27 protein-coding genes and 1 tRNA gene are annotated in these 25637 nt (G+C 41.5%); 19 read left to right on the top strand and 9 right to left on the bottom strand.

Features of this window, described 5'->3' with window-relative positions; translation table 11 throughout:
• The first annotated feature begins 3 nt into the window (after positions 1-3).
• The 7 genes from ACU6U9_RS17570 to ACU6U9_RS17540 all read left to right on the top strand — a co-directional run bounded on the left by ACU6U9_RS17570 (position 4) and on the right by ACU6U9_RS17540 (position 7809).
• Complete coding sequence (locus tag ACU6U9_RS17570) at positions 4-546, top strand: SPOR domain-containing protein (protein ID WP_446736300.1); 543 nt, start codon at positions 4-6, stop codon at positions 544-546.
• 100 nt (positions 547-646) lie between these two features.
• Positions 647-1150, top strand: coding sequence for a CvpA family protein (locus tag ACU6U9_RS17565; RefSeq protein ID WP_446736299.1), 504 nt, complete (start codon positions 647-649; stop codon positions 1148-1150).
• 23 nt (positions 1151-1173) lie between these two features.
• Entirely contained in the window at positions 1174-2688 is a 1515-nt protein-coding gene (purF, locus tag ACU6U9_RS17560) for an amidophosphoribosyltransferase (protein WP_446736298.1), read from the top strand.
• 11 nt (positions 2689-2699) lie between these two features.
• Complete coding sequence (locus ACU6U9_RS17555) at positions 2700-3902, top strand: O-succinylhomoserine sulfhydrylase (RefSeq protein WP_446736297.1); 1203 nt, start codon at positions 2700-2702, stop codon at positions 3900-3902.
• 45 nt (positions 3903-3947) lie between these two features.
• Positions 3948-4862: an AAA family ATPase gene (locus tag ACU6U9_RS17550; RefSeq protein ID WP_446736296.1), complete on the top strand. Its 915-nt coding sequence runs from the start codon at positions 3948-3950 to the stop codon at positions 4860-4862.
• Positions 4862-5827 carry a hypothetical protein gene (locus ACU6U9_RS17545; RefSeq protein WP_446736295.1) on the top strand — a complete coding sequence of 322 codons (966 nt, stop codon included), beginning with the start codon at positions 4862-4864 and terminating at the stop codon, positions 5825-5827. The genes ACU6U9_RS17550 and ACU6U9_RS17545 overlap by 1 nt, the downstream gene beginning before the upstream one ends.
• Positions 5827-7809 (top strand): transglutaminase family protein, encoded by a 1983-nt coding sequence (locus ACU6U9_RS17540; RefSeq protein ID WP_446736294.1) that lies wholly within the window; start codon positions 5827-5829, stop codon positions 7807-7809. The genes ACU6U9_RS17545 and ACU6U9_RS17540 overlap by 1 nt, the downstream gene beginning before the upstream one ends.
• Positions 7810-7952: 143 nt before the next feature.
• On the opposite strand, the gene ACU6U9_RS17535 is transcribed toward ACU6U9_RS17540, so the two are convergent.
• On the bottom strand, positions 7953-8408 hold the full coding sequence (locus ACU6U9_RS17535) for a GNAT family N-acetyltransferase (RefSeq protein ID WP_446736293.1): 456 nt from the start codon (positions 8406-8408) through the stop codon (positions 7953-7955).
• 120 nt (positions 8409-8528) lie between these two features.
• On the opposite strand from ACU6U9_RS17535, the gene ACU6U9_RS17530 reads away from it, so the two are divergent.
• The gene (locus tag ACU6U9_RS17530) at positions 8529-9575 is read left to right on the top strand and encodes a methyltransferase domain-containing protein (RefSeq protein WP_446736292.1); all 1047 of its coding nucleotides are present in this window, start codon (positions 8529-8531) and stop codon (positions 9573-9575) included.
• 76 nt (positions 9576-9651) lie between these two features.
• Here the strand turns inward: ACU6U9_RS17530 and ACU6U9_RS17525 are convergent, their stop codons facing one another.
• The 3 genes from ACU6U9_RS17525 to ACU6U9_RS17515 form a co-directional block, all read right to left on the bottom strand.
• Positions 9652-11823, bottom strand: coding sequence for an HD domain-containing phosphohydrolase (locus ACU6U9_RS17525; RefSeq protein ID WP_446736291.1), 2172 nt, complete (start codon positions 11821-11823; stop codon positions 9652-9654).
• A gap of 68 nt (positions 11824-11891) precedes the next feature.
• Positions 11892-12515: a DUF6436 domain-containing protein gene (locus tag ACU6U9_RS17520; RefSeq protein WP_446736290.1), complete on the bottom strand. Its 624-nt coding sequence runs from the start codon at positions 12513-12515 to the stop codon at positions 11892-11894.
• Entirely contained in the window at positions 12515-13897 is a 1383-nt protein-coding gene (locus tag ACU6U9_RS17515; protein ID WP_446736289.1) for an adenylate/guanylate cyclase domain-containing protein, read from the bottom strand. The genes ACU6U9_RS17520 and ACU6U9_RS17515 overlap by 1 nt, the downstream gene beginning before the upstream one ends.
• A 144-nt stretch (positions 13898-14041) precedes the next feature.
• On the opposite strand from ACU6U9_RS17515, the gene ACU6U9_RS17510 reads away from it, so the two are divergent.
• The 9 genes from ACU6U9_RS17510 to ACU6U9_RS17470 all read left to right on the top strand — a co-directional run bounded on the left by ACU6U9_RS17510 (position 14042) and on the right by ACU6U9_RS17470 (position 19772).
• Positions 14042-14593: a nitroreductase family protein gene (locus ACU6U9_RS17510; protein ID WP_446736288.1), complete on the top strand. Its 552-nt coding sequence runs from the start codon at positions 14042-14044 to the stop codon at positions 14591-14593.
• Positions 14594-14831: 238 nt separating this feature from the next.
• Positions 14832-14919: transfer RNA gene (locus ACU6U9_RS17505), tRNA-Ser, on the top strand.
• Positions 14920-15513: 594 nt separating this feature from the next.
• Positions 15514-16029: a hypothetical protein gene (locus ACU6U9_RS17500; protein ID WP_446736287.1), complete on the top strand. Its 516-nt coding sequence runs from the start codon at positions 15514-15516 to the stop codon at positions 16027-16029.
• 85 nt (positions 16030-16114) lie between these two features.
• Positions 16115-16579, top strand: a complete 465-nt coding sequence (locus ACU6U9_RS17495; protein WP_446736286.1) for a hypothetical protein — start codon at positions 16115-16117, stop codon at positions 16577-16579.
• 503 nt (positions 16580-17082) lie between these two features.
• Complete coding sequence (locus ACU6U9_RS17490; RefSeq protein ID WP_446736285.1) at positions 17083-17502, top strand: hypothetical protein; 420 nt, start codon at positions 17083-17085, stop codon at positions 17500-17502.
• A gap of 253 nt (positions 17503-17755) precedes the next feature.
• Positions 17756-18046 carry a hypothetical protein gene (locus tag ACU6U9_RS17485; protein ID WP_446736284.1) on the top strand — a complete coding sequence of 97 codons (291 nt, stop codon included), beginning with the start codon at positions 17756-17758 and terminating at the stop codon, positions 18044-18046.
• Positions 18047-18528: 482 nt separating this feature from the next.
• Complete coding sequence (locus ACU6U9_RS17480; protein ID WP_446736283.1) at positions 18529-18981, top strand: hypothetical protein; 453 nt, start codon at positions 18529-18531, stop codon at positions 18979-18981.
• Between the two features lie 99 nt (positions 18982-19080).
• Positions 19081-19473, top strand: a complete 393-nt coding sequence (locus tag ACU6U9_RS17475) for a hypothetical protein (protein ID WP_446736282.1) — start codon at positions 19081-19083, stop codon at positions 19471-19473.
• Positions 19474-19589: 116 nt separating this feature from the next.
• Positions 19590-19772: a hypothetical protein gene (locus ACU6U9_RS17470; RefSeq protein ID WP_446736281.1), complete on the top strand. Its 183-nt coding sequence runs from the start codon at positions 19590-19592 to the stop codon at positions 19770-19772.
• Positions 19773-20095: 323 nt separating this feature from the next.
• Here ACU6U9_RS17470 and ACU6U9_RS17465 read toward each other — a convergent pair whose 3' ends face one another.
• Entirely contained in the window at positions 20096-20920 is an 825-nt protein-coding gene (locus tag ACU6U9_RS17465) for a helix-turn-helix domain-containing protein (protein WP_446736280.1), read from the bottom strand.
• A 118-nt stretch (positions 20921-21038) separates the two neighbouring features.
• Here ACU6U9_RS17465 and ACU6U9_RS17460 point away from each other — a divergent pair, with 118 nt between their 5' ends.
• Together ACU6U9_RS17460 and ACU6U9_RS17455 are read left to right on the top strand one after the other, a co-directional pair.
• Positions 21039-21977, top strand: coding sequence for an NAD(P)/FAD-dependent oxidoreductase (locus ACU6U9_RS17460; protein ID WP_446736279.1), 939 nt, complete (start codon positions 21039-21041; stop codon positions 21975-21977).
• Positions 21974-22594 carry a hypothetical protein gene (locus ACU6U9_RS17455; RefSeq protein ID WP_446736278.1) on the top strand — a complete coding sequence of 207 codons (621 nt, stop codon included), beginning with the start codon at positions 21974-21976 and terminating at the stop codon, positions 22592-22594. The genes ACU6U9_RS17460 and ACU6U9_RS17455 overlap by 4 nt, the downstream gene beginning before the upstream one ends.
• A 151-nt stretch (positions 22595-22745) precedes the next feature.
• On the opposite strand, the gene ACU6U9_RS17450 is transcribed toward ACU6U9_RS17455, so the two are convergent.
• From ACU6U9_RS17450 to ACU6U9_RS17435, 4 genes are all read right to left on the bottom strand, one after another.
• On the bottom strand, positions 22746-23441 hold the full coding sequence (locus tag ACU6U9_RS17450; protein WP_446736277.1) for a hypothetical protein: 696 nt from the start codon (positions 23439-23441) through the stop codon (positions 22746-22748).
• Positions 23428-23880: a hypothetical protein gene (locus tag ACU6U9_RS17445; protein WP_446736276.1), complete on the bottom strand. Its 453-nt coding sequence runs from the start codon at positions 23878-23880 to the stop codon at positions 23428-23430. The genes ACU6U9_RS17450 and ACU6U9_RS17445 overlap by 14 nt, the downstream gene beginning before the upstream one ends.
• Before the next feature lie 12 nt (positions 23881-23892).
• Entirely contained in the window at positions 23893-24324 is a 432-nt protein-coding gene (locus ACU6U9_RS17440) for a hypothetical protein (protein WP_446736275.1), read from the bottom strand.
• A 303-nt stretch (positions 24325-24627) separates the two neighbouring features.
• Positions 24628-25578, bottom strand: coding sequence for a LysR family transcriptional regulator (locus ACU6U9_RS17435; protein ID WP_446736274.1), 951 nt, complete (start codon positions 25576-25578; stop codon positions 24628-24630).
• Positions 25579-25637 lie beyond the last annotated feature (59 nt).

Here is a 25637-nt window from a genome sequence, read left to right as displayed (position 1 = left end):
CAGATGGATGAGGGTTTAAAACGCAAGCTGGTTGGTGCAAGTGTTCTGGTCACGGTGGCGTTGATTGTTTTGCCTCAGTTATCGACCACCGCAGATGACGCCTCTTATTTGGCGGACAGTGTGCCCTATGAAAAAAATATTCCCGATATGTCGATGCCGCTGCCCAAGTCTCTTGCTATTCCTATGTCTGAGCCAGGCCTAGTTGCGATGCAGTCAACCGACAAAATAGCACTCAATGACATCAAGGTAGATAAGCAAACGTTAAAGCTAAAGGACTTTGAAAAGCCAGTTTTGGATAATACGGGTCAATCTGTGATCTGGCATATTCAAGTGGGTAGCTTTGCAAAGGCAAAAAATGCGTTTGAGTTAAGAGATAAACTGCGTAAAGCGGGTTATGTTGCATTTGAGGCTGTTTCCAATGATGGCGCTTATACGCGTGTGTTTGTCGGCCCTAGTACACAAAAGCAACAACTAGAAGCGCAAATGCTGGCTATAAAACAAACATTTAAGATTCAAGGGCAATTAGTTGTCTTTGAAGATCAATGATTCCCTTTGCGCTTGGAATTCCCTTTGCTAGAATGCGCCCTTTCTCAAAGGGCGCTCGTTTTTATGTTCTTCAAAACGGCTCAAAATAGCGGACTTATATATGCTCATAGTTGATTGGGTCATATTGGCCGTTGTATTGATTTCTGCCCTTATCAGCATCAAACGTGGCTTTGTTAAAGAGATGTTGTCCCTTGCCAGCTGGATCGCGGCTTTTGTGATTGCGCGTATATTCAGTGGTCATCTTGATGTTCTATTGGTCGGTTGGATCGAAACCCCCTCAGCTCGCTATGGCGCCGCATTTGCCATATTGTTTGCAGCGACCCTCATCGTAGGGGCTATGATTAATAATCTAGTGGGCGAATTAATTAAAGTGACAGGCCTTGCCGGTACTGATCGCATATTTGGTATTGTATTTGGTGTGGCCAGAGGTTTGATCCTCGTAACAGCTGCCGTATATGGATTGCAAATGACGGCGTTTAGCGCAGACCCTTGGTGGAAAGAGTCTGCGCTAATACCGCATTTTGAATTAATGGTGTCTTGGTCAAAGAACATTTTGCCAGGCGCTGCCGAAACCCTTCTGACACTGGGTAAAGCCAGTGACTAATTGTATTTTAAAGAGGTAACGCCATGTGTGGCATTGTTGGTTTGGTTGCTAAAAGCAATGTGAATCAGGCGCTGTATGATGCACTGACGGTTTTGCAGCACCGTGGTCAAGATGCCGCAGGCATGGTGACATGTGACGAAGGCCGTTTTTACTTACGTAAAGACAACGGCTTAGTAAAAGACGTATTCCGTACACGTCACATGCAACGCCTAGTGGGCAATATGGGCATTGGCCATATTCGTTACCCAACGGCCGGCAGTTCCAGTTCAGCCGAAGCACAACCTTTTTATGTGAACAGCCCATACGGTATTGTGTTGGCTCACAACGGTAATTTAACCAATACTCAAGACTTGGTTAAAGATGTGTATCGTGAAGATTTACGTCATGTAAATACCAATAGTGATTCGGAAGTACTACTGAATATTTTTGCCCATGAGTTGCAAGAGAAAAAACAACTTAAGCCTGTGGCTCAAGATGTATTTGATGCTGTTAAACGCGTTCATAAACGTATTAAAGGCGGTTATGCTGTAATTGCTATGCTAGCTGGTTATGGCGTGGTTGGGTTTCGTGATCCTAATGGTATTCGCCCAGCGGTATTTGGTAAGCGCACAACAGAAAAAGGCGATGAGTATATGATCGCTTCTGAAAGTGTCGCCTTAGATGCCTTAGATTTTGAATTGGTTCGAGATATCGAGCCAGGTGAAGCGGTTTATATTGATGTTGATGGCAATTTGCATACGCAACAATGCGCAGAAAATCCAAAACTGACACCGTGTATCTTTGAGCACGTTTACTTTGCGCGCCCTGATTCAATCATCGATAAAATCAGTGTGTACAAGGCTCGCTTAAAAATGGGAGCCCGCTTAGCTGAAAAAATCTTACGTGAGCGACCTGATCACGATATAGATGTGGTTATCCCTATTCCAGATACCAGTCGTAGCTCAGCGGTTGAATTAGCCAATCGTCTAGGTGTTAAGTATCGTGAAGGTTTTATGAAGAACCGCTATATCGGCCGTACCTTCATTATGCCGGGTCAACAGCAACGTAAAAAATCAGTGAAACAAAAACTGAATGCGTTGGACCTTGAGTTTCGCGGTAAAAATGTATTATTAGTAGATGACTCGATCGTTCGTGGTACCACGTGTGAGCAAATCATCGAAATGGCTCGCGATGCGGGTGCTAATAAAGTGTACTTTGCGAGCGCAGCGCCAGAGGTTCGCTTTCCTAATGTTTATGGCATTGATATGCCAGCCAAAGAAGAATTAATAGCACATGATCGCAGCGTTGAAGAAATTCAAGAAGCGATTGGTGCTGATTGGCTAATCTATCAAGACCTTGACGATCTAATTGAAGCGACCTGTGATGGTGCTGACGTTAAATACGATTTTGATTGTTCTGTGTTTAATGGTGAATATGTCACCGGTGACATAGATGATGCTTACCTAGAAAATTTGCAAGCGTTGCGTAATGACGCAAACAAAAAGCAAGACATAGAAAACAGCATCATTGATTTACACAATGACGATGATATTGAATAGAGACAATTTAAGTGGCCGATAATAAACGTTACAACTCTCAGTTAGAGGGTGCCGAATTCGCAACACTAGGTGTTCGTGCTGGTTACGAGCGCACACAGGAGCATGAGCACAGCGAAGCCATGTTCTTAACATCTAGTTATGTTTTTGGTAACGCCCAAGAAGCGGCAGCAGTATTTGCCGGTGATGAAGAAGGTAATGTTTACACTCGATATACGAACCCCACTGTACGTACGTTCGAGCAGCGTTTAGCAGCTTTAGAAGGTGCGCAGCAATGTGTGGCAACGGCATCAGGCATGTCGGCTATTTTCTCTATGATTCTGGCGCTGTTAAATCCCGGTGATCATATTGTGTCGAGTCGCAGCATTTTTGGCTCGACCAATGTTCAATTTAAAAAATACGTAAGCAAGTTAGGTATTACAGTTGATTACGTATCGTTAACCGATATCGAGGAATGGCGTTCAGCCATCAAAGAAAACACAAAACTGTTTTTTTTAGAATCACCTTCTAACCCTATGAACGAAGTTGGGGACCTAACCGCACTCGTTGAATTGGCCCATCAAAATGATGTTTTAGTCGCGGTTGATAATTGTTTTTGTACCCCCGCATTGCAACAGCCATTGAAATTCGGTGTGGATATTGTCATACACAGCGCTACTAAATTTATTGATGGCCAAGGTCGAACATTAGGTGGTGCGGTATTAGGTCGTCATGAATTAATGGAAGAAGTGGTGGGCGTATTACGCTCCGTTGGCCCAACCATGAGTCCATTTAATGCATGGGTGATGTTGAAAGGTTTAGAGACATTAAAAATTCGTATGAAAGCGCACAGTGAAAATGCAATGGCACTTGCACTTTGGCTTAAAGAGCAGCCGAGTGTGACGGCCGTGCATTATGCTGGCTTGCCTGAGCACCCTCAGCATGAGCTTGCAAAATCTCAACAAAAAGACTTTGGCGGTGTATTAGCCTTTGAGGTCAGTGGCGGTAAAGAAGAAGCGTGGTCTGTTATTGATAGCACGCGTATGTTTTCGATTACTGCCAATTTAGGCGATACAAAAACCACGATTACACATCCTGCAACCACAACCCATTGTCGAGTTGATCCTGCCGAGCGTGAGCGTGCTGGGATTAGTGATGGTTTGATTCGTATTGCGTGCGGTATTGAAGATATCGAAGACATTAAAAGAGATCTGTCTTTTGGTTTGAGTCGTATTTAAAACAATTATAAATACATAGCAATTTTGCATAGGAGTCATTCTGTCATGGATGCAAAATTACGTTCAGTATTATCTGCACTAAATAGCGTGGTACTGGGTAAAGAGCACCAAGTAAAATTGGCTCTAAGTTGTTTACTAGCCAAAGGTCACCTCTTAATTGAAGACTTACCTGGTATGGGCAAGACCACATTGAGTCATGCATTGGCAAATGTGCTTGGTCTGCAATATCAGCGTATTCAATTTACCAGCGATATGTTACCAGCCGACATTATTGGCGGCAGTATTTATCAAAAAGATGAAAAAACCCAGCAGGGTTCGTTTGTATTTCACCCTGGGCCTGTTTTTTCTCAAGTGGTTTTGGCGGATGAAATCAACCGCGCAACCCCTAAAACCCAGAGTGCACTGTTAGAGGCCATGGAAGAGCGTCAAGTGAGTATTGACGGTAAAACCCATGCGTTGCCTCAGCCGTTTTTTGTCATTGCTACGCAAAATCCTATTTCACAGTCGGGTACGTTTACATTACCTGAATCTCAGCTTGACCGTTTTTTGATGCGTATTGAATTAGGTTACCCTAACGAAAAAGCAGAGCGTGCATTATTAGAAGGTAAGTCGGTTTCTTCAACAAGCCTTACAACATTAATGAATGAAAAAGAGTTATCTGTTTACCAAAATAAAGTGGCTAGCGTAAATGCCAGTGCCGCGTTGTTAGATTATGTGCAGCGTTTAATTAAGCAAACCCGCGAACATAGCCAGCTACGCTATGGGTTGTCTCCAAGAGCAACACTTGCATTGCTGAATACAGCAAAAAGCTGGGCTTTGCTGCATGGTCGTGATCATGTATTGCCTGATGATGTGCAGGATGTTTTCCGTTATGTCGCCCAGCATCGCTTAGAAGATGCGTTAGTTGATAGCAAAAAGGATATTTGCGCAGACATATTGCAAAATGTATCTGTGTTGTGATGTCTAAGGGTGTTGAAAAAATTGGCCAGTTATACGAAGGCTGGCTAAAAAAACGAATGCCTTTGTCTAGTGAGATTCAGCTCACTCAAAAACGTATTTTTATTTTTCCGAATAAAGTGGGCTTTTTATTTTTAGTGCTGCTTTTGTTGTTGTTGGTGACAGGGATTAACTATCAAAATAATCTAATACTAAGTATTGGATTTATAATGATCAGCTTATTTGTCACCGCAATTGTTGCTACCTATCAAAATATTTCATCTTTAATTATTAAAGCAAGCGCATGTGATGCGTGTTTCTGTGGTGATACGATTTCTTTGCCGCTCACCTTTTTGAACCCTAATAAAGCCAGTAAAGTTGGTATTTTTGTCGGCTTTGATAAAGCGAGTGCTAAGTTGATTCCTCTGGTTGAGGACCAGCAAGCAATGAAATTATCATTCAGCCCAGCAGAGCGTGGTCACCTGAGTGTGCCAAGAATTAAGCTGTTTAGTGTGTATCCTCTGGGGTTGCTCACATGTTGGAGCTGGCTGCACTTGGAGTTTAATGGTGTGGTTTACCCAAAGCCGGTCGATATGTTGTTTCGTAGCAGTACGGGTGAGGGAATTGATGATACAACTGAAACCACTCAGTCTGGTATGGATGAGTTTGATGGTTTAAAAATGTATCAAAAAGGTGATTCACTGAAGCGTGTGGCATGGAAGCAGTATGCAAAAACACAACAATTGATGACAAAGCAATATCTAGATTATCAAGGCGATGAGCGCTGCTTAGATTGGTATACCTTGTCTGGCTTTGAAGTTGAATACCGGTTGCAAGTATTGTGTGGCTGGGTTTTAAAAGCACACAAGCAACAAAGTGAGTTTAGTCTTAAGCTTCCTAGTATAGAAATACCGCTAGGCAGTGGTGAACAGCATATGCATCGCTGCTTAACCGAGCTTGCGTTATTTCAATACGGAGGCAAATTATAATGGCCTTTAATGCAGGTTTGATGTCTCAGGCGACGTTAGTTTTTTTGTTTGTGAATGTCTTTGCTGCTTTGCTACTGCATGTTGGCCGCTTGCCTGTTTGGCTTGTTGTATTTTCGATAACGGCTTTAGTTTGGCGATTATCTATGTTTGGTGGGCGCGTGCCTAGGCCCAATTGGTTTGCCAAGTTAGTATTAGTTATATTGGGTTTTGCTGGTGTCTATTACACATATGGCGCAACCCTTACCATAGAGGGAATGGTGTCATTACTGATCGCTGGTGTTATGTTGAAACCGTTAGAGGTCAGTAAACAACAAGACAGTTATCTGCTTATTTTTCTGAATTATTTCTTATGTGCATTGCTGTTTCTGTTTGATCGAACCCCACTCGATTTTTTATTGGTAATAATAGTGATGGTATTGACCTTAGGGTCACAAGTTTTAGTGCATTTTTATGATCAGCCAAATCGCAGTGCTAGTTTAAAAACAGGGTTTGGATTGTTGTTGAAATCACTGCCATTGGCGCTGATTTTATTTTTTGTGTTGCCTCGTTTAGGTCCGTTATGGACTTTGAGTATCCCAACACAATCCGGTGTTGTGGGCTTAAGTGATTCTATGTCACCAGGAAGTATTGCTCAGCTAGGTGAGAACGATAAGCTAGCCTTTAGGGCTAAGCTGCTAGACGGTGATTTACCGATGAATCAACGCTACTGGCGAGCTTTCACATTAAGTGATTTTGATGGTAATACTTGGCAACAAGGCAGCGCTTATCAAAAGCAAAACATGCCGGATTTTTACGACCCTAATTCTCAGTCTGTTCGTTATGAGGTGATGATAGAGCCCCATGAAAAAAAGTGGTTGTTTGCATTAGGTGCTGCAAAACCATTAACACAAGGCGTTGAGATACAAAATGATGCGACATTTGAAAGTGAGCGCAGGCTGTATAATCAATGGCAGTATCAGGTTGCATCAAATAGTGCTGAGCTTATTCCGCAGCCTTCACTGACGCGATCGCAGCGTATTATTTATACGCGACTGCCACAAGGCTCTAACCCTAAAGCTCACGCATTTGCACAGCAACTTATACAGCAATCTAATGATGTCAGTGTGCTGATTTCACTTGTGCGTGCTTATATTTCTACTCAGCAGTTTAGCTATACGTTGAGCCCAGGTGAGTTTAGTGGTGATCATCAAATCGATAACTTCTTATTTGAGTCGAAATCTGGTTTTTGCTCTTACTATGCAGGCTCTCTTGCGTTTTTATTACGGGCTGTTGATGTGCCAGCTCGTATCGTCCTTGGCTATATGGGGGGAGAAGAGAATTCAATATCTAAGACCTTATCCGTTTACCAGTATGATGCTCACGCTTGGGTCGAAGTATTTATTGAAGGCGAGGGATGGCTACGCATAGACCCAACGGCTTGGGTATCGCCTGAGCGTGTTGAGTCTGGATTACGGCAGGCGATACCAAATGAATTTAAAGGTTTTGACAGTCAGTCTCAGTGGTTAAGGGATTTGCGTAAGCAATGGCAGGCATTTGATTATCTTTGGAATGAGTGGATGCTCAGTTACAAAGGGAGTAAGCAGCAGGCTGTGTTACAAGATTTTTGGGGTGAGCGCAGTACACAAGAGCTGGCTTTACTTCTAATGAGTGTGTTTGTTTTATTAGGCGCGGGCTTGTTCGCTTTTTTGTGGTGGGATCAAACATCTAAGCCTGTCAGTAATGAGCAGCGAATATACTATGTTTTGCTAGCATGGCTTAATAATGAAAAATATAATAAACAAAAGCGTTTAGAGCAAGGTTTAACGCTCCAGCAATTATTTTTGCGCTTACAAAATAAGTATCCCCATCTTAAGGCTTCTCTGGCGGCTTTAAATAAAGAAATGAGCCTTGGGTTATATCAATCTCAAACCGTTGGGTTGGATAAGATAAAGACACGCCGTATTATGAAGTTAATTAATATTCTTAAGAAGCAGTCTCGCTAATTTATTAAATGACTTTTTCCATGTAAATATGATTGTCTAAAATATTATTGTAACTGTTCTGTATGCTTATGATTTTGAATCCATGCGATAGATAGAGGTTTAATGCTCTTTGGTTGCTTTGCGCAACATCTAAACTGAGCTTTTTAAATCCGGATGCTTTTTGCTTGTGATGTCATTTGTATGATTAATTTACTGGCTATTCCTTTTCCTTGGAAGGCTTTGTCTACAGCGATATGGCACAAGTACAGACAACCTTCTTCTGGCGATTTCACAAGCTCTGATTCAAATTTTAAACCCTTAATAATACTGCGCCAGCCATACTGTCTGAATATTTCAAAGACATTCGCGAGAAAGGTTTTTTTGTAACTTTTTTTACTGAAGCTACCAAGCGTTGCGATGACATGATTTTTATCTATGCAAACTAAATGATGTTGATGGCTAAACATAGATTTTGACGTTCTAAATAAATGACGCAAAAAAACGTTTATATCGGGCCCGTGACTTTGATTAAAGATATATTCAAAAGCAATGGGGCCAGATTGGTAAATAAGTTCACAGGCTCGCTGTGCATGAATGGGCTGTGCAGGCTTAATAGTCATAGTAATACTTTTTTCTTTTACTATGGGAGGTTTTAAGCGCTAGAAAAAGGTGCTATTTGGCCGAACTTTGGTTATATATGAATGTCATATATGGCACTGATATAATTTTGAGGAGTTGGCATGTTAGAGTCAGTTAAAGACTATTACGGGAAGGTATTGCAAAGCTCAGATGACTTACAAACTAATGCATGCTGTACCGATGAGGCAATGCCTGAGTTTTTAAAACCAATTTTGTCTAAAGTGCACGATGACGTCATGATGCGCTATTACGGCTGCGGGTTGGTTGTGCCTGAGGAAATGAAAGGCCTAAAAGTGCTTGATCTAGGTTGCGGCGCTGGTCGAGATGTATATGCGCTATCGGCAATGGTCGGCGAAGAAGGTTTGGTTGTAGGCTTGGATATGACAGATGAGCAACTGGCCGTTGCTCGTCAATATCAAGATTATCACGCTGACGTATTTGGTTATAAGCAATCTAATGTTGAGTTTATTCAAGGTGACATTGATCAATTACAAAATCTGCCTTATGACGATGGCTATTTTGATTTGATCGTTTCAAATTGTGTTATTAATCTTGTACAAGACAAACAAAATGTATTGAAACAAGCTCATCGCTTACTCAAGCAGGGTGGCGAAATGTATTTCTCGGACGTTTATTGTGATCGACGCATACCTGATGAACTCGTTAAGGATGAAGTTCTCTACGGTGAATGTTTAAGCGGTGCGTTGTATTGGAGAGACTTCTTAGACTTTAGTAAGCAAGCAGGCTTTACAGATCCTCGATTAGTAAAAGACAGAGTGCTAACCATTGAAAATGCCAAGCTTGAGCAAAAAATTGGTCACATGAATTTTTACAGCGCCACTTATCGCTTGTTTAAAATAGAAGGCTTAGAGACAGCGTGTGAAGATTATGGCCAAGCTGTGCGCTATAAGGGCACCATTGAACATCATCCACATTTTTTAATGCTCGATAATCATCATAAAATTGAGACAGGAAAAATGTTTTCTGTCTGTGGTAATACCTATCGTATGCTGAGCGACACGCGCTTTAAATCGAATTTTGATTTTTTTGGTGATTGGTCAACGCATTATGGAATTTACCCTGACTGTGGTACGCCCATTCCATTTGTAACGGATCAGAGCTCAGGTTTAGGGGGCGCGTGCTGTTAGCAGTGTGAGTTTCATGCACTAAAAATGCTAAGCGTCTGCTTGGTATTTTAGTGTGTTCTCATCAGTGATTAACGCTTTATGAGGGTTTGCTAAGTAGATAAGGTGTTATATCGTCTACATCAATTTGATCTGGGCTTAATACTCGTTTAGCGTACTTTTCCCAAACGCGAGATTGCACAAATAATTCGTAAATATCGGGGTCAATGTGCTCGTCATCAACCATTCGATGCATAATATTGAGTGATAAACTGATTTTCATTGGGTCTTTATAAGGTCTATCTTTTGCGGTTAATGCCTCGAATATATCAGCAATGGCCATCATACGAGCAGGGATCGACATCTGTTCGCGAGTAAGGCCACGAGGAAAGCCAGAGCCGTTCATCTTTTCATGATGGCCACCTGCGTACTCTGGGACGCGTTTTAATTGCTTAGGGAAGGGTAGCCCTTCGAGCATATCAATGGTGACGGTCATGTGATTGTTGATGATCTGACGTTCTTCTGCGTTAAGAGTACCTCGTTCAATGCAAAGGTTATAAATTTCGTCTTCACTGAGCATGGGTTGCAGTGTACCACTGATGTCTGGCCATTTTAGTTTTGCGATTTTTTCTATTTTTGCCTTTGCATCCTCACTCATGAATTCGCCTCCTTTATTGCTCGTGCGGACACATTCTAAATCGCTTTCTATCTCATTTAATGCGGTATCGAACTTGGCTTTATGGGCTTTTTCTTCATCCGGTGATTTGATACACGCTTTTAAATAATCGATTTCTAGCTTCTGTTTCAAACTGGTAAAGCGCGCTTCGACTAATTCTATGCCATCGCGCATTTTATGAAGCTTGGTTGATTTCTCTAATACGCTATCGGGTGTAGCGAGTTTGCCACAGTCATGCATCCAAGCACTGACGCGTAACTCATACCATTCTTCTTCTGATAAGTTAAAATCTTTGAATAAGCTGTCATCTTTGCAGGCTGCGTCAGCGATCAGTTCCATTAGAAGGGGAACACGCTGGCAGTGTCCGCTGGTGTGGGGGCTTTTTGCATCAATGGCTTTTGCAATGGTTTTTACAAAGGCATCTAAAAGATTTTTTAAATCTTGAACCAATATTTGGTTGTTAAGCGCAATGGCGGCATAAAGTGCAAGGCCTTTCAAAAGTGGAATATAGCGATCAGAAAACGGTATTATTTTTTCTGAGTCTGGTGGGCGCGCATTAATTAATTGCAGAACACCAATGACTTCCTGTTGGTGGTTGAGTAAAGGGAATGTTAATACGCTTTGGGTGCGATAATTGGTTTGTTTATCGAATTCCCGTGCGCCAGAAAAATCAAATTGCTCTGAGCAATATACATCATCAATGTTTACAACCTGTTTACTGTTTGCGCTATAGGCTGCCACGATATGATTATTTTCACTGCCATCTTGCTCAAATAACTCAAGTGGTGGAAAGGGTATGGGAACACCTTGCTTGCCTCCCATTTTGATATTGAGAATATCGTTCTTAATGATCTCGAACTTTAGCTTAGAAACTTCACCGCTATTATCGCTTTGCGTTAGGTAAAGCGTACCGCCTTCGCTGTGGGTGAGGTTAATGGCTTCATCTAAAATTCTTTCAATGATCTCTTCAGTGTCTTCTGTTGCGGCGAGCTCAATGAGCAACGCTTTTTGACTGTCACTGATGGTTCTATTTTCAATGGCACTGGCGGCAAACGTTGCCAGCGACATAATGAGAGGTTCGATTTCTTCACTGAAGGGAATGATTTTTCCGCTGTTTTTGTCTTGAGCATTAATAAGTTGTAATAAGCCTAGTATTTGATTGGCTTCGTTAAGTAAAGGAATCGCAAGAACAGATTGGGTGCGATATTGGTTTTCAGCATCAAATTGTTTGGCGCCCGAAAAATCAAATTGAGTATTGTCATAGGCGTCCTCAACATTAATTAGCGTTTTTGCGTGGGCGGTAAATGCAGCAACATGATGCTGATTTGTGTTGCCATTGTTTTCAAATAACGGAATAGGGGGGAAAACAGAGCCGCTTTCATCGCTAATGAGTCTGATGTTTAAACGGTTGTTATGCACAATCGCAAATTTCAATTCTGTGGCCGGTTGCTTATCGACAAGATAGAGGGTGCCGCCGTCAGCGCCAGAAAGCTGCTGAGCTTCATCTAGAATTAGTTCACACAGTTTGGTGATATTGCGCTCGCTAATAAGGTTGCGGCCAATACGCACTAAGCTTTGATAGTCAGATTGTTGCATGATTGTCAGATTTAACCGGTCTAATGTAAGACTAGTTCAAATCTGACGAAGAAAGGGGAAAAAACCGCTTATTGTGTATTGGGCCACTGGCAGAAGCAGCCTTGGCCTATTTGGTTGTAGAATGCTCGGCTTGTTTGATTATTGATGCCCAAAAGCTGGCTTTCAATAACACTGGTGGTGGCTTGGCTGCAAAAGGCGCCAAAACCTAGTGGCCCAATATAAAGCAGTTGGCTCAAAGGTCCTTCGATTAAGACGGAAGGATTTGCCGGCCAGTTGTTTAATAGCGCATGATTAATGCTGATAACGGTTGTTTTAGGGTTTAATGATTGCAGTGATTGCACCTGATCTTTGTAGGTCTCGGGGATGAGGGTTATGTGTTCGTACCCCAGTGTTTCGGCTACATTCATGGCGTTAATGGCATGTGTGCGAGCAAATCGGTTGCATAAGCAGTCTGGTAGCCACAGTTGTATAAGGCGTGCATCTTTGGTTTTAGCTGGCAGGCTTTGCAGTAGCTGTTTGAACCATTGCTCGGTATAGCTGGCCTGTAAAAACGCAGGTTGAGACTGCGTGAATTCGTGAATATAGCGAGACTGAAACCAACTTAACGCCAAGAGCATAATCATAAGCCATAAACCTAGGCCTACAAAAATACTGATAATAACGGTATTAGATCGCGGCTTAGAATACGTCATTAGCCTTGCATTTTGTTTTGGTTTTTCATTTTAGTTGCCGCAAGCTCTAACGCTTTGGCTATCTTCTCGCGATCATAATTATTGATGCGGTTGGTGTCCATGTACATTGAAAAGCCAGGAAGCTCGTGCTCAATGAACGATGATTTGGCTGCTAGGTTATGCCTAAAGTCGACCGCTTCATAAACCGGAACCGGACGAGAGAAGCCTTTTGCGCTGATTGTGCCTTTTTCACGACAAATGATTTTATCTTGAATAAGAGAATAAGATTCGTGTGACAGCAAGATCTCACCCGCCTCAGCAGCGCTTTCTAAGCGGCTAGCCATATTCACTTCTCTGCCGATAATGGTGTAATCCATGCGTGACTCGGTGCCAAAGTTACCCACTGTACAGTAGCCTGTGTTAATGCCCATGCGCATTTCTAGCGGGGTTTGCACACCTTGTGCGCGCCATTTTTGTCGTAATACCTTCATATGTTTGCGCATTTCTATTGCCATGGCCACGCAGGCTAACGTATCTTTTTTTGCCCCTTGGGTTTTAGGGTCGCCAAAAAAGACCATGATGCTGTCACCAATGTACTTATCAATAGTGCCACCATATTTAAGTGCAATATTGGTCATCTCAGTCAGGTAGTTATTGAGTAGCTCGGTTAGTGGTTCGGATTCTAACTGCTCAGAAAGGGACGTAAATCCACGAATATCTGAAAAGAACACCACGAGCTTTTTACGTTGTGTTTCAAGTTTGACTTCACGGTTGCCTGAAAATATGGACTCCCAAATCTGAGGAGAAATATACTTGGCAACTTTATTTGATAGGTTTTTTTGTTTGGCTTGCTCAGCTTTTAACTCGGTATGTAATTTTGTTAGTTGCTTATTTTGCTTGCCCGAATAAAAGGAGGTGACAGCTAAATGAATAGACATGCCCAGCGCCGCTACAATGTTTACTAAATTTGGTACTTCGTAGTTCGGTTGAAAGCCAAAGAGTGCACTCGCGATAGATGCGCCCATAATGGCACCGATAATACAAGTCAGCCAGGTAGTGCCTGTGCCAAGGGCAATAACGGAAGTATTAACCATGACAAAGAATAAAATACTAGGGACCACGGCGAAGTTCATATACGCAATCAAGCAACCTACAAAACTGGCATCAATCGTAATGAATATAGGGCGTCGTAAGTGTGCAATGTTCTCAGGCAGGCGCTTACCAATGACAAGTGCCAGAATAGGGTAGATGACGCATATACTTAATATAGGAGCCTCAAAACCGGACCAAGCACCTAGCTTGCTGCCCATTAAAATGGTGATGGCGCCAACAATAAAGCCTACGCTGCGGGAATAAAACTCGTATAAAGGGGCTGACGATGATTCTTGGCTGGTGTTAGTCATTGATCTAATTGATAATTCTGAGGTATATCTGCGACAGTGCAGAATAAGTATAGTATTTAATACTTAGATAGTCTCATGTGCAAGGACATACATTAGACATAGTTAAATTATCCCACGAAAGATTAAAAGATATAAGGCTACTCATTGAATACGGTAATCGAACTGCTACAAAACAGAGTATCTTGCCCAAAATTGGTAGCGCCAGCCCCAGGGCAAGATGAACTTGAGCAAATTTTAGCGTGTGCTGTAAGGGCTCCTGATCATGCGCGCTTGAAACCTTGGTTTTATCATGTATTGCAAGGCGATGCGCTGGTTAAGCTAGGTGACACCTTTGTACAAACATTGGATGCTGAAAGCGCAGCGCAAGATAAGATCGATAAAACCCGCAATATGCCATTGCGCTCGCCAATGATGATCGTTGCGGTGTGTGAGCCTAAAGCTAACCCTAAGGTACCCGTGATGGAGCAACTTCTAGCCGTAGGTGCCTCGATTCAAAATATGCAAATAGCCATTAGCTCGCTGGGTTACGGCTCTATTTGGCGGACAGGTGATATGGCACACGCAAGTGTAGTTAAAGAACTATTTGGTTTATCTGAACAGGGTGAAATCGTTGGCTTTTTATATGTAGGTACGCCAGATAAAATACCCAGTAAGCCCAGTACCAATATTGATGAATATGTAAAATATTGGGAATAGTGCTTAAAAATCAAGGAATTACTTGCACTTAGAAGACCGATTTGTATAATACGCCGCCTTAAAGCTGTGTGCGTAAAGGCTTTAAACTTGTTTTTTTACCACAAGTATAAAAAAGTAAAACTGCGGTGAAGTGTCCGAGTGCAGACTCGAAGAGATTTCACGAGCATAGTTACGCAGTAACCGCGTGCGACTTGTTTGGGGTTTGATTCAAGTATAAAAAAACAAAAACTGATTTTGCGGTGAGGTGTCCGAGTGGCCGAAGGAGCACGCCTGGAAAGTGTGTATACGGTAACGTATCGAGGGTTCGAATCCCTCCCTCACCGCCATTAATTATGAAGCCCGAGATGCGAAAGCATCTCGGGTTTTCTCATATATGTCTCAAGCAAACATTAGCGTAAGTGTTGAGGCTTCTTGGCAAGTTTTCACTGCATATCGCGAAAGATAAGTCGAAAGTAATACAGCGAATGCAAAAGGTGACCTCCTTTTATTGTCATTAAGCTTGAAACCGAGGTGTGAAAATACCACGGTTTTTGGTGGTGTATAAGTGCGGCGCTGTTTACTTTTGGGTCGCTTATAATCAAGAAAAGCCGCAGTAGAAAATATGTAGCCTATGCAGTTGATTTGGCTAAGCAGTCTTGTTTTTAGTTTTAAGGCTCATTTTTTATAAAAATTGGGCTCGTTTTATGCTGGTTGTGAAAAAATAAATCGTGCAGAATCAGTCATTTATAAAAACAATAGGCGAAATAACGAGACCCCGTTATTTCGATGAAAAGCGACATGCTTGTTTTTACAGGTTAGGTAGATACTTGAAAGCTCATAGCTTCTTATTTTAAAAGGGTTTATTTATATTTTGAGGAGTTTATGTGAAATGTAAAAACGAGCGTGCGCATGATTAAAATGTTATGCCTAAAGGAGAGAATGTGCTATTTTTTTTGTTTTTGTTACTGGTGTGTCTAACAGGCTGTAGTAAAAACATTGATACAGCATTGACTGAGAAAGATCTCATAGCTGAGCTCTCTGAGCATGGGCAGCAATACAGGTTGCTTCGTGAAATGATCACCGAAGACGTAAAGGCACTTCAAAAATTTGAGGTAGGCGAAGATCGCCTAGGTGAATATCAGTTGTACGATGATGGGTGGGCTAAGAGGTATGATAATTACGTCCCTCTAGAAGCTATTTTATCTGAGTATTCATTGACACAATCGAGGCACCAGGAATATCTAAATCTATTATCCTCTGCGGGGGCGTCAGCGATAGAGCGGTATAATGGCAATGTATCAATCGCCATATCGGCATTGGGCTTTGTTTTCGGTGGTTGTCTTAGCCAGATCCACTACAGCCCGCACAAATTAGAACTTGAAAAATCATCATGGGCACAGGTCTATCATCAGGCAAAGTTCAACGATAATTGGGGCGGTGAAACAAAGTGCAACTAAGGCATAACAAGCGCAGGCTGTCGGAACGCCTTTCCGCTGCGCTCCAAGTCGTCCGCAGCTGCGGGCGTTATAACCCTAGGAACGTATGAAGAGTACAGTAATAAAATGGATTTTATATTCATTTTTTGTCGGATTAATCCCAGTCTTACTATTAGGTGCTAGTCTAGGCGGGATAGCGTTAAATCCAATCATTCTAACGTTGAGTCTTCTGATCGGCTTGTTTGGCGCTGCCATACATATAAATATTTTTGCATTTACTAAGGGTACTCAAAAACAGAAAATTAAATCTTCGGTTTTCGGTACGCTCGTATTTATCATTGTAACTATGATCATATACACTGAAAATCAATGTGGTCTATCAGAAGAAATTGCTAAAAATAAAATTTTGAAATACATCGATGGTCTAGAACATTTAGATGCAATGTATCTTGGTGAATACGTGTTTTATGAAGATTCTTGTCAAGGTAGCCTTAAATACGACTCCCCTAGTAGACCCTCTACAATTATAATTGATAAGCATCATAAAATAGGCGAGTACTATGGTGGATAAACCTCAGAGCATATATTTCAACGCGAAACGAGTTATAACAAAGCACTGTTGTCAGAATCAATCACTTCGCTCGTTCTCCGCAAAGCGCGGCGTAAGGTGCTAAGGATAAAGTTTGAGAAAAGTATATCAGTCAAAGTTTTTAAGTGGATTTATTAGATGCACTCTTTATTTTTCATTGATTCACTTTCTTCAGTATGCCTTTAGTATTCCAGATCAAGTTGTAGATGGTTGCGGGCGTACAGGTTTCCCTAGAATTTTTTTCGTGAATTGCTACTGGTCTGGTGGGAGTTTTGAAAAAGGTAGTTTTATATTTAACATGGTGTTTTGGCTTTTTTGCGCTATAGCAACTGGCTTGTGGTGGCGTTTTAAAAAACATAAGTAAGTGTCATGTTAGCACCTAACAAGCAAATCAATCAGGACAAAAAACAGTTGGCTTTTGTTCCTTTGTCGCTATTTTAGCCAACAATTTTTTGCCTATTATTTGGGCATTAGGTGTACAAATAATGAGAGTTGAAGCTAGAAAAACATTCGCTTCAAATGGTCTAATCGATGACTTGGTTATCTATGGGGAGTCAAAGGACTATTTGCAATTAGCTGAGCTTATCGGGAATGCAATTAGTTCAAAATCACCGACATCATTACTATCGAAGTCAGGAATTACAATCGAGATAATTCTAGATTATGAGGATGAACTTTTTACTTCTCTTCAAAATAAGACCAACGAGTACTACTCGATGAATGACTGGAATAATCGCAATGTATTAAGGATTTATGGCTGCGAAAAAATTCTATCGGCCTTACAGTCATTTTTAAGCGATGTCGCAAAACGTGGCGATGGCTACAGTTATATTAGTGAATATTCCAAAAACCTTGGTTACTCACGTAATTCGCCAGAATGGAGGCTTCATGTTGAAGACACCTAACAAGCGTCAGCACAAACAGGCACTACGGGTCTTGGACTCGCAACAAGTTGCTCGCCTGTGTGGCGAGCGTTGAGGCTGTAGAAAAACCTCAAAGAGAAAAGTAGAGCGCGCTCTACGTTAAATTTCAAGGAAGTTTAATGGTAAAACCTATATGGATTTTAAACTGAGGCGTATTTATAGAGTGATTTTTACTCTATTTTCATAATGAAATTTAGGCTGTGTGTTTTTCTACAGCCTCGTTAACAGGTAAAATATGAATAAACCTCTATCACTTATAATCCTGTTACTTTTAACAAAGACAGCATTAGCCGGAACACAACTAACGAATCAAAACTTCGATTGGTACTCTGAGAACCATAAATATATAAGCGAACTAGTTAAATCTGGGAATAAGAGAGAGCTAGTACCAGTTATTACAACCCTCGGTGCTATCTGGGAAAATAGAGATGGCGCTATTGGTTCTGAAATAGCCGAGGTAATTGCAGAGGCGATGACTTATCAACCAAAAATGATGTTTAGTTGGTTTAATAAATATCCGGAGTAACTTGAAAAATATAATAAAAGAATGCCTTCGAACCTTTTTACGAACTACAGTGGTTCAACTGAATTCGCGGCCCGTATAAATAAATTAAAATTCCTAATGGAGAAGAATTTGTTTAAATTTATAAGTAGCGAGAAAGATACTGAGTTAGTGGTTGGTGCTATTTCTGTTTTAGAAGTCGTTCGCAACTCCAGTATCAGAGAAATCGATTGAAACTGTTAACAACGCCAGCCAAATTCGCCAGCAAGCTGGCTGGATTCGTTTCACTCGTCTTTGCTGGCAAGCGTTGAGACTGTAGAAAAACCCCAAAGAGAAAAATAGAGCGTGCTCTGCGTTAAATTTCAAGGAAATTTAATGGTAAAATCTATATGGATTTTAAACTGAGACGTATTTATAGAGTGATTTTCACTCTATTTCAATAATGAAATTTAGGCTGTGGGTTTTTCTACAGCCTCGTTATGCACTAATAATTAATTGGAAAAGTTATGTTAACAGAAGTAGACAGTACCCCTAAATCACCTCAAATAAAGGAAGGAAGTGTTACAAAGGGAGTTATTTGGGGGAGTATAATAGATGTAGTAGGAACAACTATATTTGGTTTGATTTTTGGTGTTGCTTATGCAACTTTTCAAGCCAGTCAGGGGGTAAGTGAGCAAGAAATTATTGAGTCATTGGTGCAAGTAGATATGTTCTCAATTTATAATTTAATTGCTATATCAGTGGGTTTGTTAATTTCCTTTTATGCTGGTTATCTTTGTGCAAAAAAATCAGGTGAGGACGTAAAAAAAAGTACGACTATATTGTGTCTTATATCTTGCTTTTTTGGCATTGCCGTTGGAGCTACAGTGTATTCGTTAAGCGAGCTTGTGGTGCTGAGTGTTTTGACCATTGGAGCAATAATACTTGGTGCTAATAGGTGGCAAGTCAAAAGTGCATAACAAATCAAGGCACATTCGCACAGCAAGCTGTGCTGGACTCGCTCCTGCGTCGCTCGCCTATGCTTTCAAACGTTATGCGCTATTAGGTACGGATTTTAAATGAACAAAATTGTGGTTTTTGGAACAGTGATCCTTTGTTTTATTAGTTATGGTATTTGGCCACTTGCTGCGTCTGCTTTGTTGGTGTCCATATCAGATGAGCCAACGGTAGGCCTTATCAGTGTAGTTATTTGGTCAATTGCTGTAGTAATTCAAATTATTGCAATGTGGCAGATTTTCAAAAGAAATCCCAAAGGGTTACATTTGTTCTTTTCGGTGATTTTTCTTTACGTACTTTTATATACGGGTGATGAGCTAATGTTTTATTTAGAAAGTGACGAACCTTTTCCATTTTCAAGCATTTTAAATAAAGCAATTTATCCATTTTTCGCAATATGGGTATTATATTTTAGTGATGCAAAAGATTTCTTTAATCAATCAATTAAGAGTTAGTTATGAGTAAGTGTAGTAAGTGTAGTAATTGTAGTACCAGCATTTCATTTATGTCAGTTTTAAATACAATGAATCCTTTGAAAGTAAAGTGTTCAAATTGTAAAGAACCCGTGCAAATGGACAAAGTAAGTGGTGGTATAGCGGTGTTTATTATTTTATCTATTATAGTTCCGGTTCTAGTAATGTTTTACGGCTCTGAGAACTACTGGTTACAAGTTGTATTACCTCTTGTCGCTGCAGCAGAAGTGGGATATTTTGCATTAATCAAGTTTGGCGTAGTCAAAATAAAATCCGCATAACAAAGCAATCTTGCGGAACTTGAACTTCCTCCGATAGTGTGGACACCTTTAAATAACTTAAAGGTGTCGTAATACCAAAGTATAATAGTCCCAGAAAAACATGGTTTTACACTAATGAGTTCAAAATCAAAGCTGAACTTCCCCCGATAATGTGAATGCTGTCATTTAATATAGGGAATTCCATTCGCTATAGTCTTCGTTTTTATCTGGTGAAGTGTTTCAGTATAATTCGGTGCTTGAGCAGCCGCTCTTTCATAATTCAATAAAGAGCATGTTTGTGGCTGAAGCCAGAATAGAAAGATAATTACCTGCGCTAAAAATACCTAGCCTCTAAGGCTTTTACGCCAAGCCGCCGGTGTCACCCCATAAATTTTACGAAATTGCCGTATGAAATGTGTCGTGTCTTGCCAGCCAATACGGGGTGCGATTTGATCAATGGCCATGTCGGTATGTTGTAAAAGTTGTGCGGCCTTTGCAATGCGTGAAGAGGTGATCCATGTGCCTACGGTGAATCCTGTTTCGGACTTTATAACCCCTGCAACATGGGGCGCTGTTCGGTTTACGGCAGCGGCAACATCCACCAAAGAAATGGGCGAGAGACTGTGCAGTTGTATGTAGCGTAACGCTTTTGCCACCACGTTTGATTTTGGCATGCGTTCACTAGTAGAGGGAAGAGCACGAGCAACTTCGGCTAATATTAACGTAATCAGGCTGCGTTGCACGGCCGCGCTTTCTGGGGTTTGCATATCTGACTCTTGCAGCAAAATCTTAAACCACGCTTTTATTCGCTGTTGTGCTTTTTTGTTTAAAGCGATGACGGGAGCCGCGCCAAGGCGAACTTCAGAAAAAGGCCGCATGATGGCTTGCGTTTCATCAAGGTCAAAACTGCCAGCTGAGAACCCTAATAGCCAGTAATCGAGATTTTCACCCGCTAGTGGTCTGTGGGGTACGCCAGCAGGCACCACCGTAACACTGCCTGGCAGCGATAGTGCAGAATAGCGCTGCTCCATGGTGAACCATCCGTCGATCACAAAGATTAAGCCATGCTCAGCATGCACTGCAACAGGTGCAGGGGATGTGGTAATGCCTGTTTCATGGATGACATAGCATGATGGGTGAGGTGTTTCTGAGGAGTGCTTTGACGACAATTGGGCTATCTCATAAAATCTTAAGATCAGCCGATATTACCCCAATCCTCCCTCTCAAGTAAAACATCACAATAGCCTACTATATTCAGCGGTATCTTAAGCACTGAGGAGTACGACGATGGCACATTATGATCTTATTATTATTGGTGGCGGCCCTGCTGGGCAATCTGCGGCATTGATTGCCGGCAGAACCCGGATGAAGACGGCTTTTATTAATGAAGAAAGCCCACGTAATTTTGTCACGACCGCTTCTCATGGGTTTTTAACACGCGATGGTGCACATCCAAGCGAGCTGTTGTCCGTCGCTAAAGAGCAGCTTAAAAAATACCCCAGCGTACGCTATGTCGCGGCTAACGTGTTGGCAGTAGAGCGCTTGGAAGAAGGTTTTTCTGCCACTGTTGCAGGTGGTGAGACATTATCAGCAACCCGCATGATCATTGCGACGGGCCACCGAGATCATCTTGATCGATTAGAGCTGCCGGGGATTGAAAAGGTTTATGGGAAATCAGTTTACCCTTGCCCATTTTGTGATGGTTTTGAGCACGCAGATGAAGCACTGGCGATTTTTGGTCATGGGGCCGTCGAGCATTTTGTGCCTATGATGCATATCTGGTCGAGTGACATGATTGTGTTTACTAATGGCAAGCCATTGAATGCTAATTTGAAAGCACAATTTGCTAAAAAAGGGGTCGGCGTTGAAGAAAGTAAAATCACGCAACTACTCTCAAATAAAGGAAAGCTAACCCATGTGCTGTTAGAGGGGGGTCGTAAGATCGACCGCCAAAGTGGATTTGTAGTTGAGGAGTTTTCGTCACCCGCTACGGACTTTGCAGAGCGTTTAGGGGTTGTACCAAATGAAGAAAACGATTGGGGCATGCCTGAATTGGCGGGGGCATCGGGCACAACGAATATCCCAGGTCTTTACGTTGTGGGTGATGCCCGAATTGGTTTTAGTGGTATTGCAGCGGCCGTATCAGAAGGAGGGTTTTGTGTCGAAATGATGGTGCATGAGATCGCTATGGCGCGTTGGAATGCAGAATCTAAGGACGCATTATGAGCAGTAAGACGCTTGCACTATGGGAAAAACAAGATCAGCACAAAGGGGACCGTTGGCGCTTGTTTAAAGCGATGAGCGAATTTACCCCTGCAAAAAAAGTGCTTTACCCTGGTAGTTATGTCGATCTCGCTCCGTCTTTTGTGTTTGATGATGTGACGTATACCGATATGGATAAACGCGCAGCAAAATTTTTTGAGGATGATACAGGGGTTAAGCAGATTATTGAGTCCCATGAAGGCAACCCAAATGCCAGAGTGAAATTCATACCGGGTGATTACAATGCGCTTGCGCTTAAAGCCGAGAGCTTTGATTTGTTAATCTCACTTTATGCTGGATTCATTTCTGAGCCATGCGGTCATTTATTGCGCATTGGTGGAATGTTACTGGTTAACTCAAGTCACGGTGATGCTGCGCTTGCGGCACTGGATGCAAGGTTTGAGTTAATGGGCGTTATTCATTGTGTTAATGGGGAATACAAGATTGATGATCAAAATATTGATCGCTTTATGGTGCCCAAAAAGCCTAAGGTCATGACACGCGAAAGTATTCTGAGCTGGGGTCGGGGTATTGCTTATACAAAATCGCCCTTTGCGTATTTGTTTCGACGCATTAGCTGACTTGATAAATGAGGGTGTTGGGTGTTGGGTTGGTTTGATTTGTTAGTATCAGAAATAACGAAGAATGGTTTATAAAAGTGGAAATTTCGCCCCTTCATGCTTAAGTGAAGGGGCGAACGTTAATGTATAAATCAAAAATTTTTTTTTTGAGCTAGAAGATGAAATCGACCCCAGCCGTAATGGTTTGTGAATTACCGTGATAATCCCAGCCAGTTGCTTTCTCCCCTTGATCTTCAAAGTGGTCAAATTGTATTTTGGCAGATGATTTAGAGCTCAAGTTATAGCGTAAACCTACACTAGCTAGGTAATGTTCTTCATAGTCTTTTTCTATATCTTCTTTTGTCATCCAGTGGTCGGCTTTTGAATAACTAAAATAAGGTTGATACTGATCAATATTGTAAACAAATGAAATTAGATAGGTCGGAAAAACAGTACCAGCATCATCATCATAAGTAACATAGTTAGCATCAAATAACATAGTCAGTGCATTCATGTTAATGCTGCCGCCAACACCAAAGAACTGCTGTGAAAAGCCTGAAGCGCTTGCTCTTATTGCAGTTTCGCCCGCTGTGTTTGTATCAATTCTTTTTCTGTCATTTCTAAAATAGACGAAACGCACATCATAAGAATCGGCTACTACATTGAGGTTAAAGCCGGCAATATTAGTCCATTCCTCAGTAACCTTCGTAATGGCTAGACCATTTAGCGTTCTATTACCGATTTCGGCATAATACAGCATTTCTTTGTTGTCGGTTGAGTACTCATTACCATAAAACGCGGTTAGAGTATTTGAAAAATCACCGAAACTAAAATCATAAATTGCATGAAATCCATTAAATTGCGTCACTTGCCACCAATATAAATTGGCTGGTGGACCGCATCCAAGGGTATGCATAACCCACTTCAGAGAACTCCGAATAATAATACATTGGAATATTTCTTCGCCCAGCCATGAGTGTTAAGTCATCGGTCGCTTTATAGGTTAGGTAATACCAATCTAGTTCGGGTTTGTATTCATCCGTTCCCTTAGCCAGTAACTGTCCTGTGGCTTTTAACCCTTTAGATATATCGGCGGTTACCTGTAGGCCTAGTACACTTTCAGCTTTAAATGTTGTTTTGTCTTCATATTGACCGACATCATAAAAATCAGCATTAAATTTCTCATCACTGTCTAACGTTCGCCCTGCAACCAATGACCCAAAGCCACTAAACTTCACTTCGGCAACGCTTGAAAGTGAGAGTGTGGTAGCCAAGGAAACAATCAAAAATTTTGTTAAATTATTCATATTATTGCTCCGTTAAAAATTAGCTACGACTTTTACTTTGTCGGTGACAGCGGATGAGTCAATGTAGCTAATGGCTCCTTGATTAACTGAAACAGTGGAAACAATCTCCCCGTCAGAAGAAATGATTTTAGGCATGGTGCCTTTTCCGGTAAAAACGAGCCGAGCCCAGTACGCATTAATTTGTGTGCGTGATCTACCAATTATCTTTTCGTTGAATTGATCATAAGTCGGTAGGTTTTCTTCGGCATTCATAGGAATGGCGATTTGACCGTTTGGAAATTTTGATTCTTTGCCTAGAAAAATATTTTTTATTATCTCAGGTGTAAAATTGGAGTTATTACTGGGATGGACGATAACCGCCATATCAGCAAATGTAATGCTGCTCACTATGATTGAGCATGCAAAGAGTATTAATTTTTTCCTGACATTAAAGCTGGTTCTCATTGCACTCTCCTTTATAGAGTCGGGCTGTCGCTGTCGTTATTAGATAGAGTGAAATTAAATATGATTTAATTGCGCTCATTTTCAAGCGTAGACCATTGTTAGGTTTTTACTGCATAGATGATTTTTATCTAATGTGGTGGATGTTAGTTTCAATTGAATATAAAAAAGCCGCGGAGCGGGCTGATGACGTACGGGCTAAAGCATAGGTATTATGTACGAGAAATCAGGGTGTAGGGGGTCAGTTCTAGCTATGATGCGTGTGTTTTTACACGTATTTAAATTAAATTTTGATTGAATAGTCGTTTATATCGATTCTAAATTCTTAAAGTATTTTTCAATGATATCTAGATTTAATTGCACAAATTGCAAAAACGCGGCTGCAGTTGGGCTAGGGGTTTTACTTTGAGGGTGGACTAAGCACCATGAGCGCTTTAACGGAAAGCCCTTTATTTTAGGACTTTTTAATAAACCAAGGCTTAATTCTGGCAATACACTTAGCTTTGGTAATACGGCCACACCTAAACCGGCGAGCACGCCGTGTTTGACTGCGTCATTGGAGCCTAATTCCATATTGCCATTTAAACGAATGCGCTTTTCTTGAGAGTAGACTTCAAATGCAAGGCGGCTGCCTGAGCCTTTTTCTCTTAATAGCAGTGGTTGTGCTAAAAATGCCTCCATGGTGGACGATTCTTTTTGGCCTAGCGGCGAATCAGCGGCGACAACAGGAATGAGTTCGTTGTCTAAAAATGGGATAGATACCAGCGGGCGACCAGTGGGCACCATGCCCATGATAACAATGTCATCAGGGTTGCTGTCCATGCTATCAAGTGCGCCTGCACGGTTAACAACTTTAAGGTTGACTGTAATCTTAGGGAACTCTTGCTTAAATAATTTTAATAAATGTGGCACAACATATTGAGCGGTATTAACGGCGCATAAATTTAGGTCGCCAGAAAGTTGCCCCTGCATGGCGTTTAAGTCGATTTGCATGTTCTTAAGTTCACCGAATAAGTTACTTACGCATTGCGAAAGGCGTTCGGCAGCTCGGGTACGGTAGAGTTTACGACCCACGTATTCAAATAGCGGTTGTTCGAGAGTGTCTTCAAGTTGTTTGATTTGTGCACTGACGGCCGGTTGAGTTAATCCGAGCGAGTTGGCTGCTTTTTTATAACCTTGAAGTTCATATACTGCCAAAAAGACCTGTAGTTGACGCAAAGATAGACGGCGAATGAGTTGGTCTAGCGGTAAAGACATGCTGGTTTTCCTAGGCGCTGAGCCCATGTATAAGTAAAAGGTTATGCAAGGTGTTAATA

This window comes from Pseudomonas sp. HK3 (genome assembly GCF_052920985.1).
Note: the sequence above shows the minus strand (reverse complement) of the source record. Positions and strands in the feature narration are given on the sequence as shown.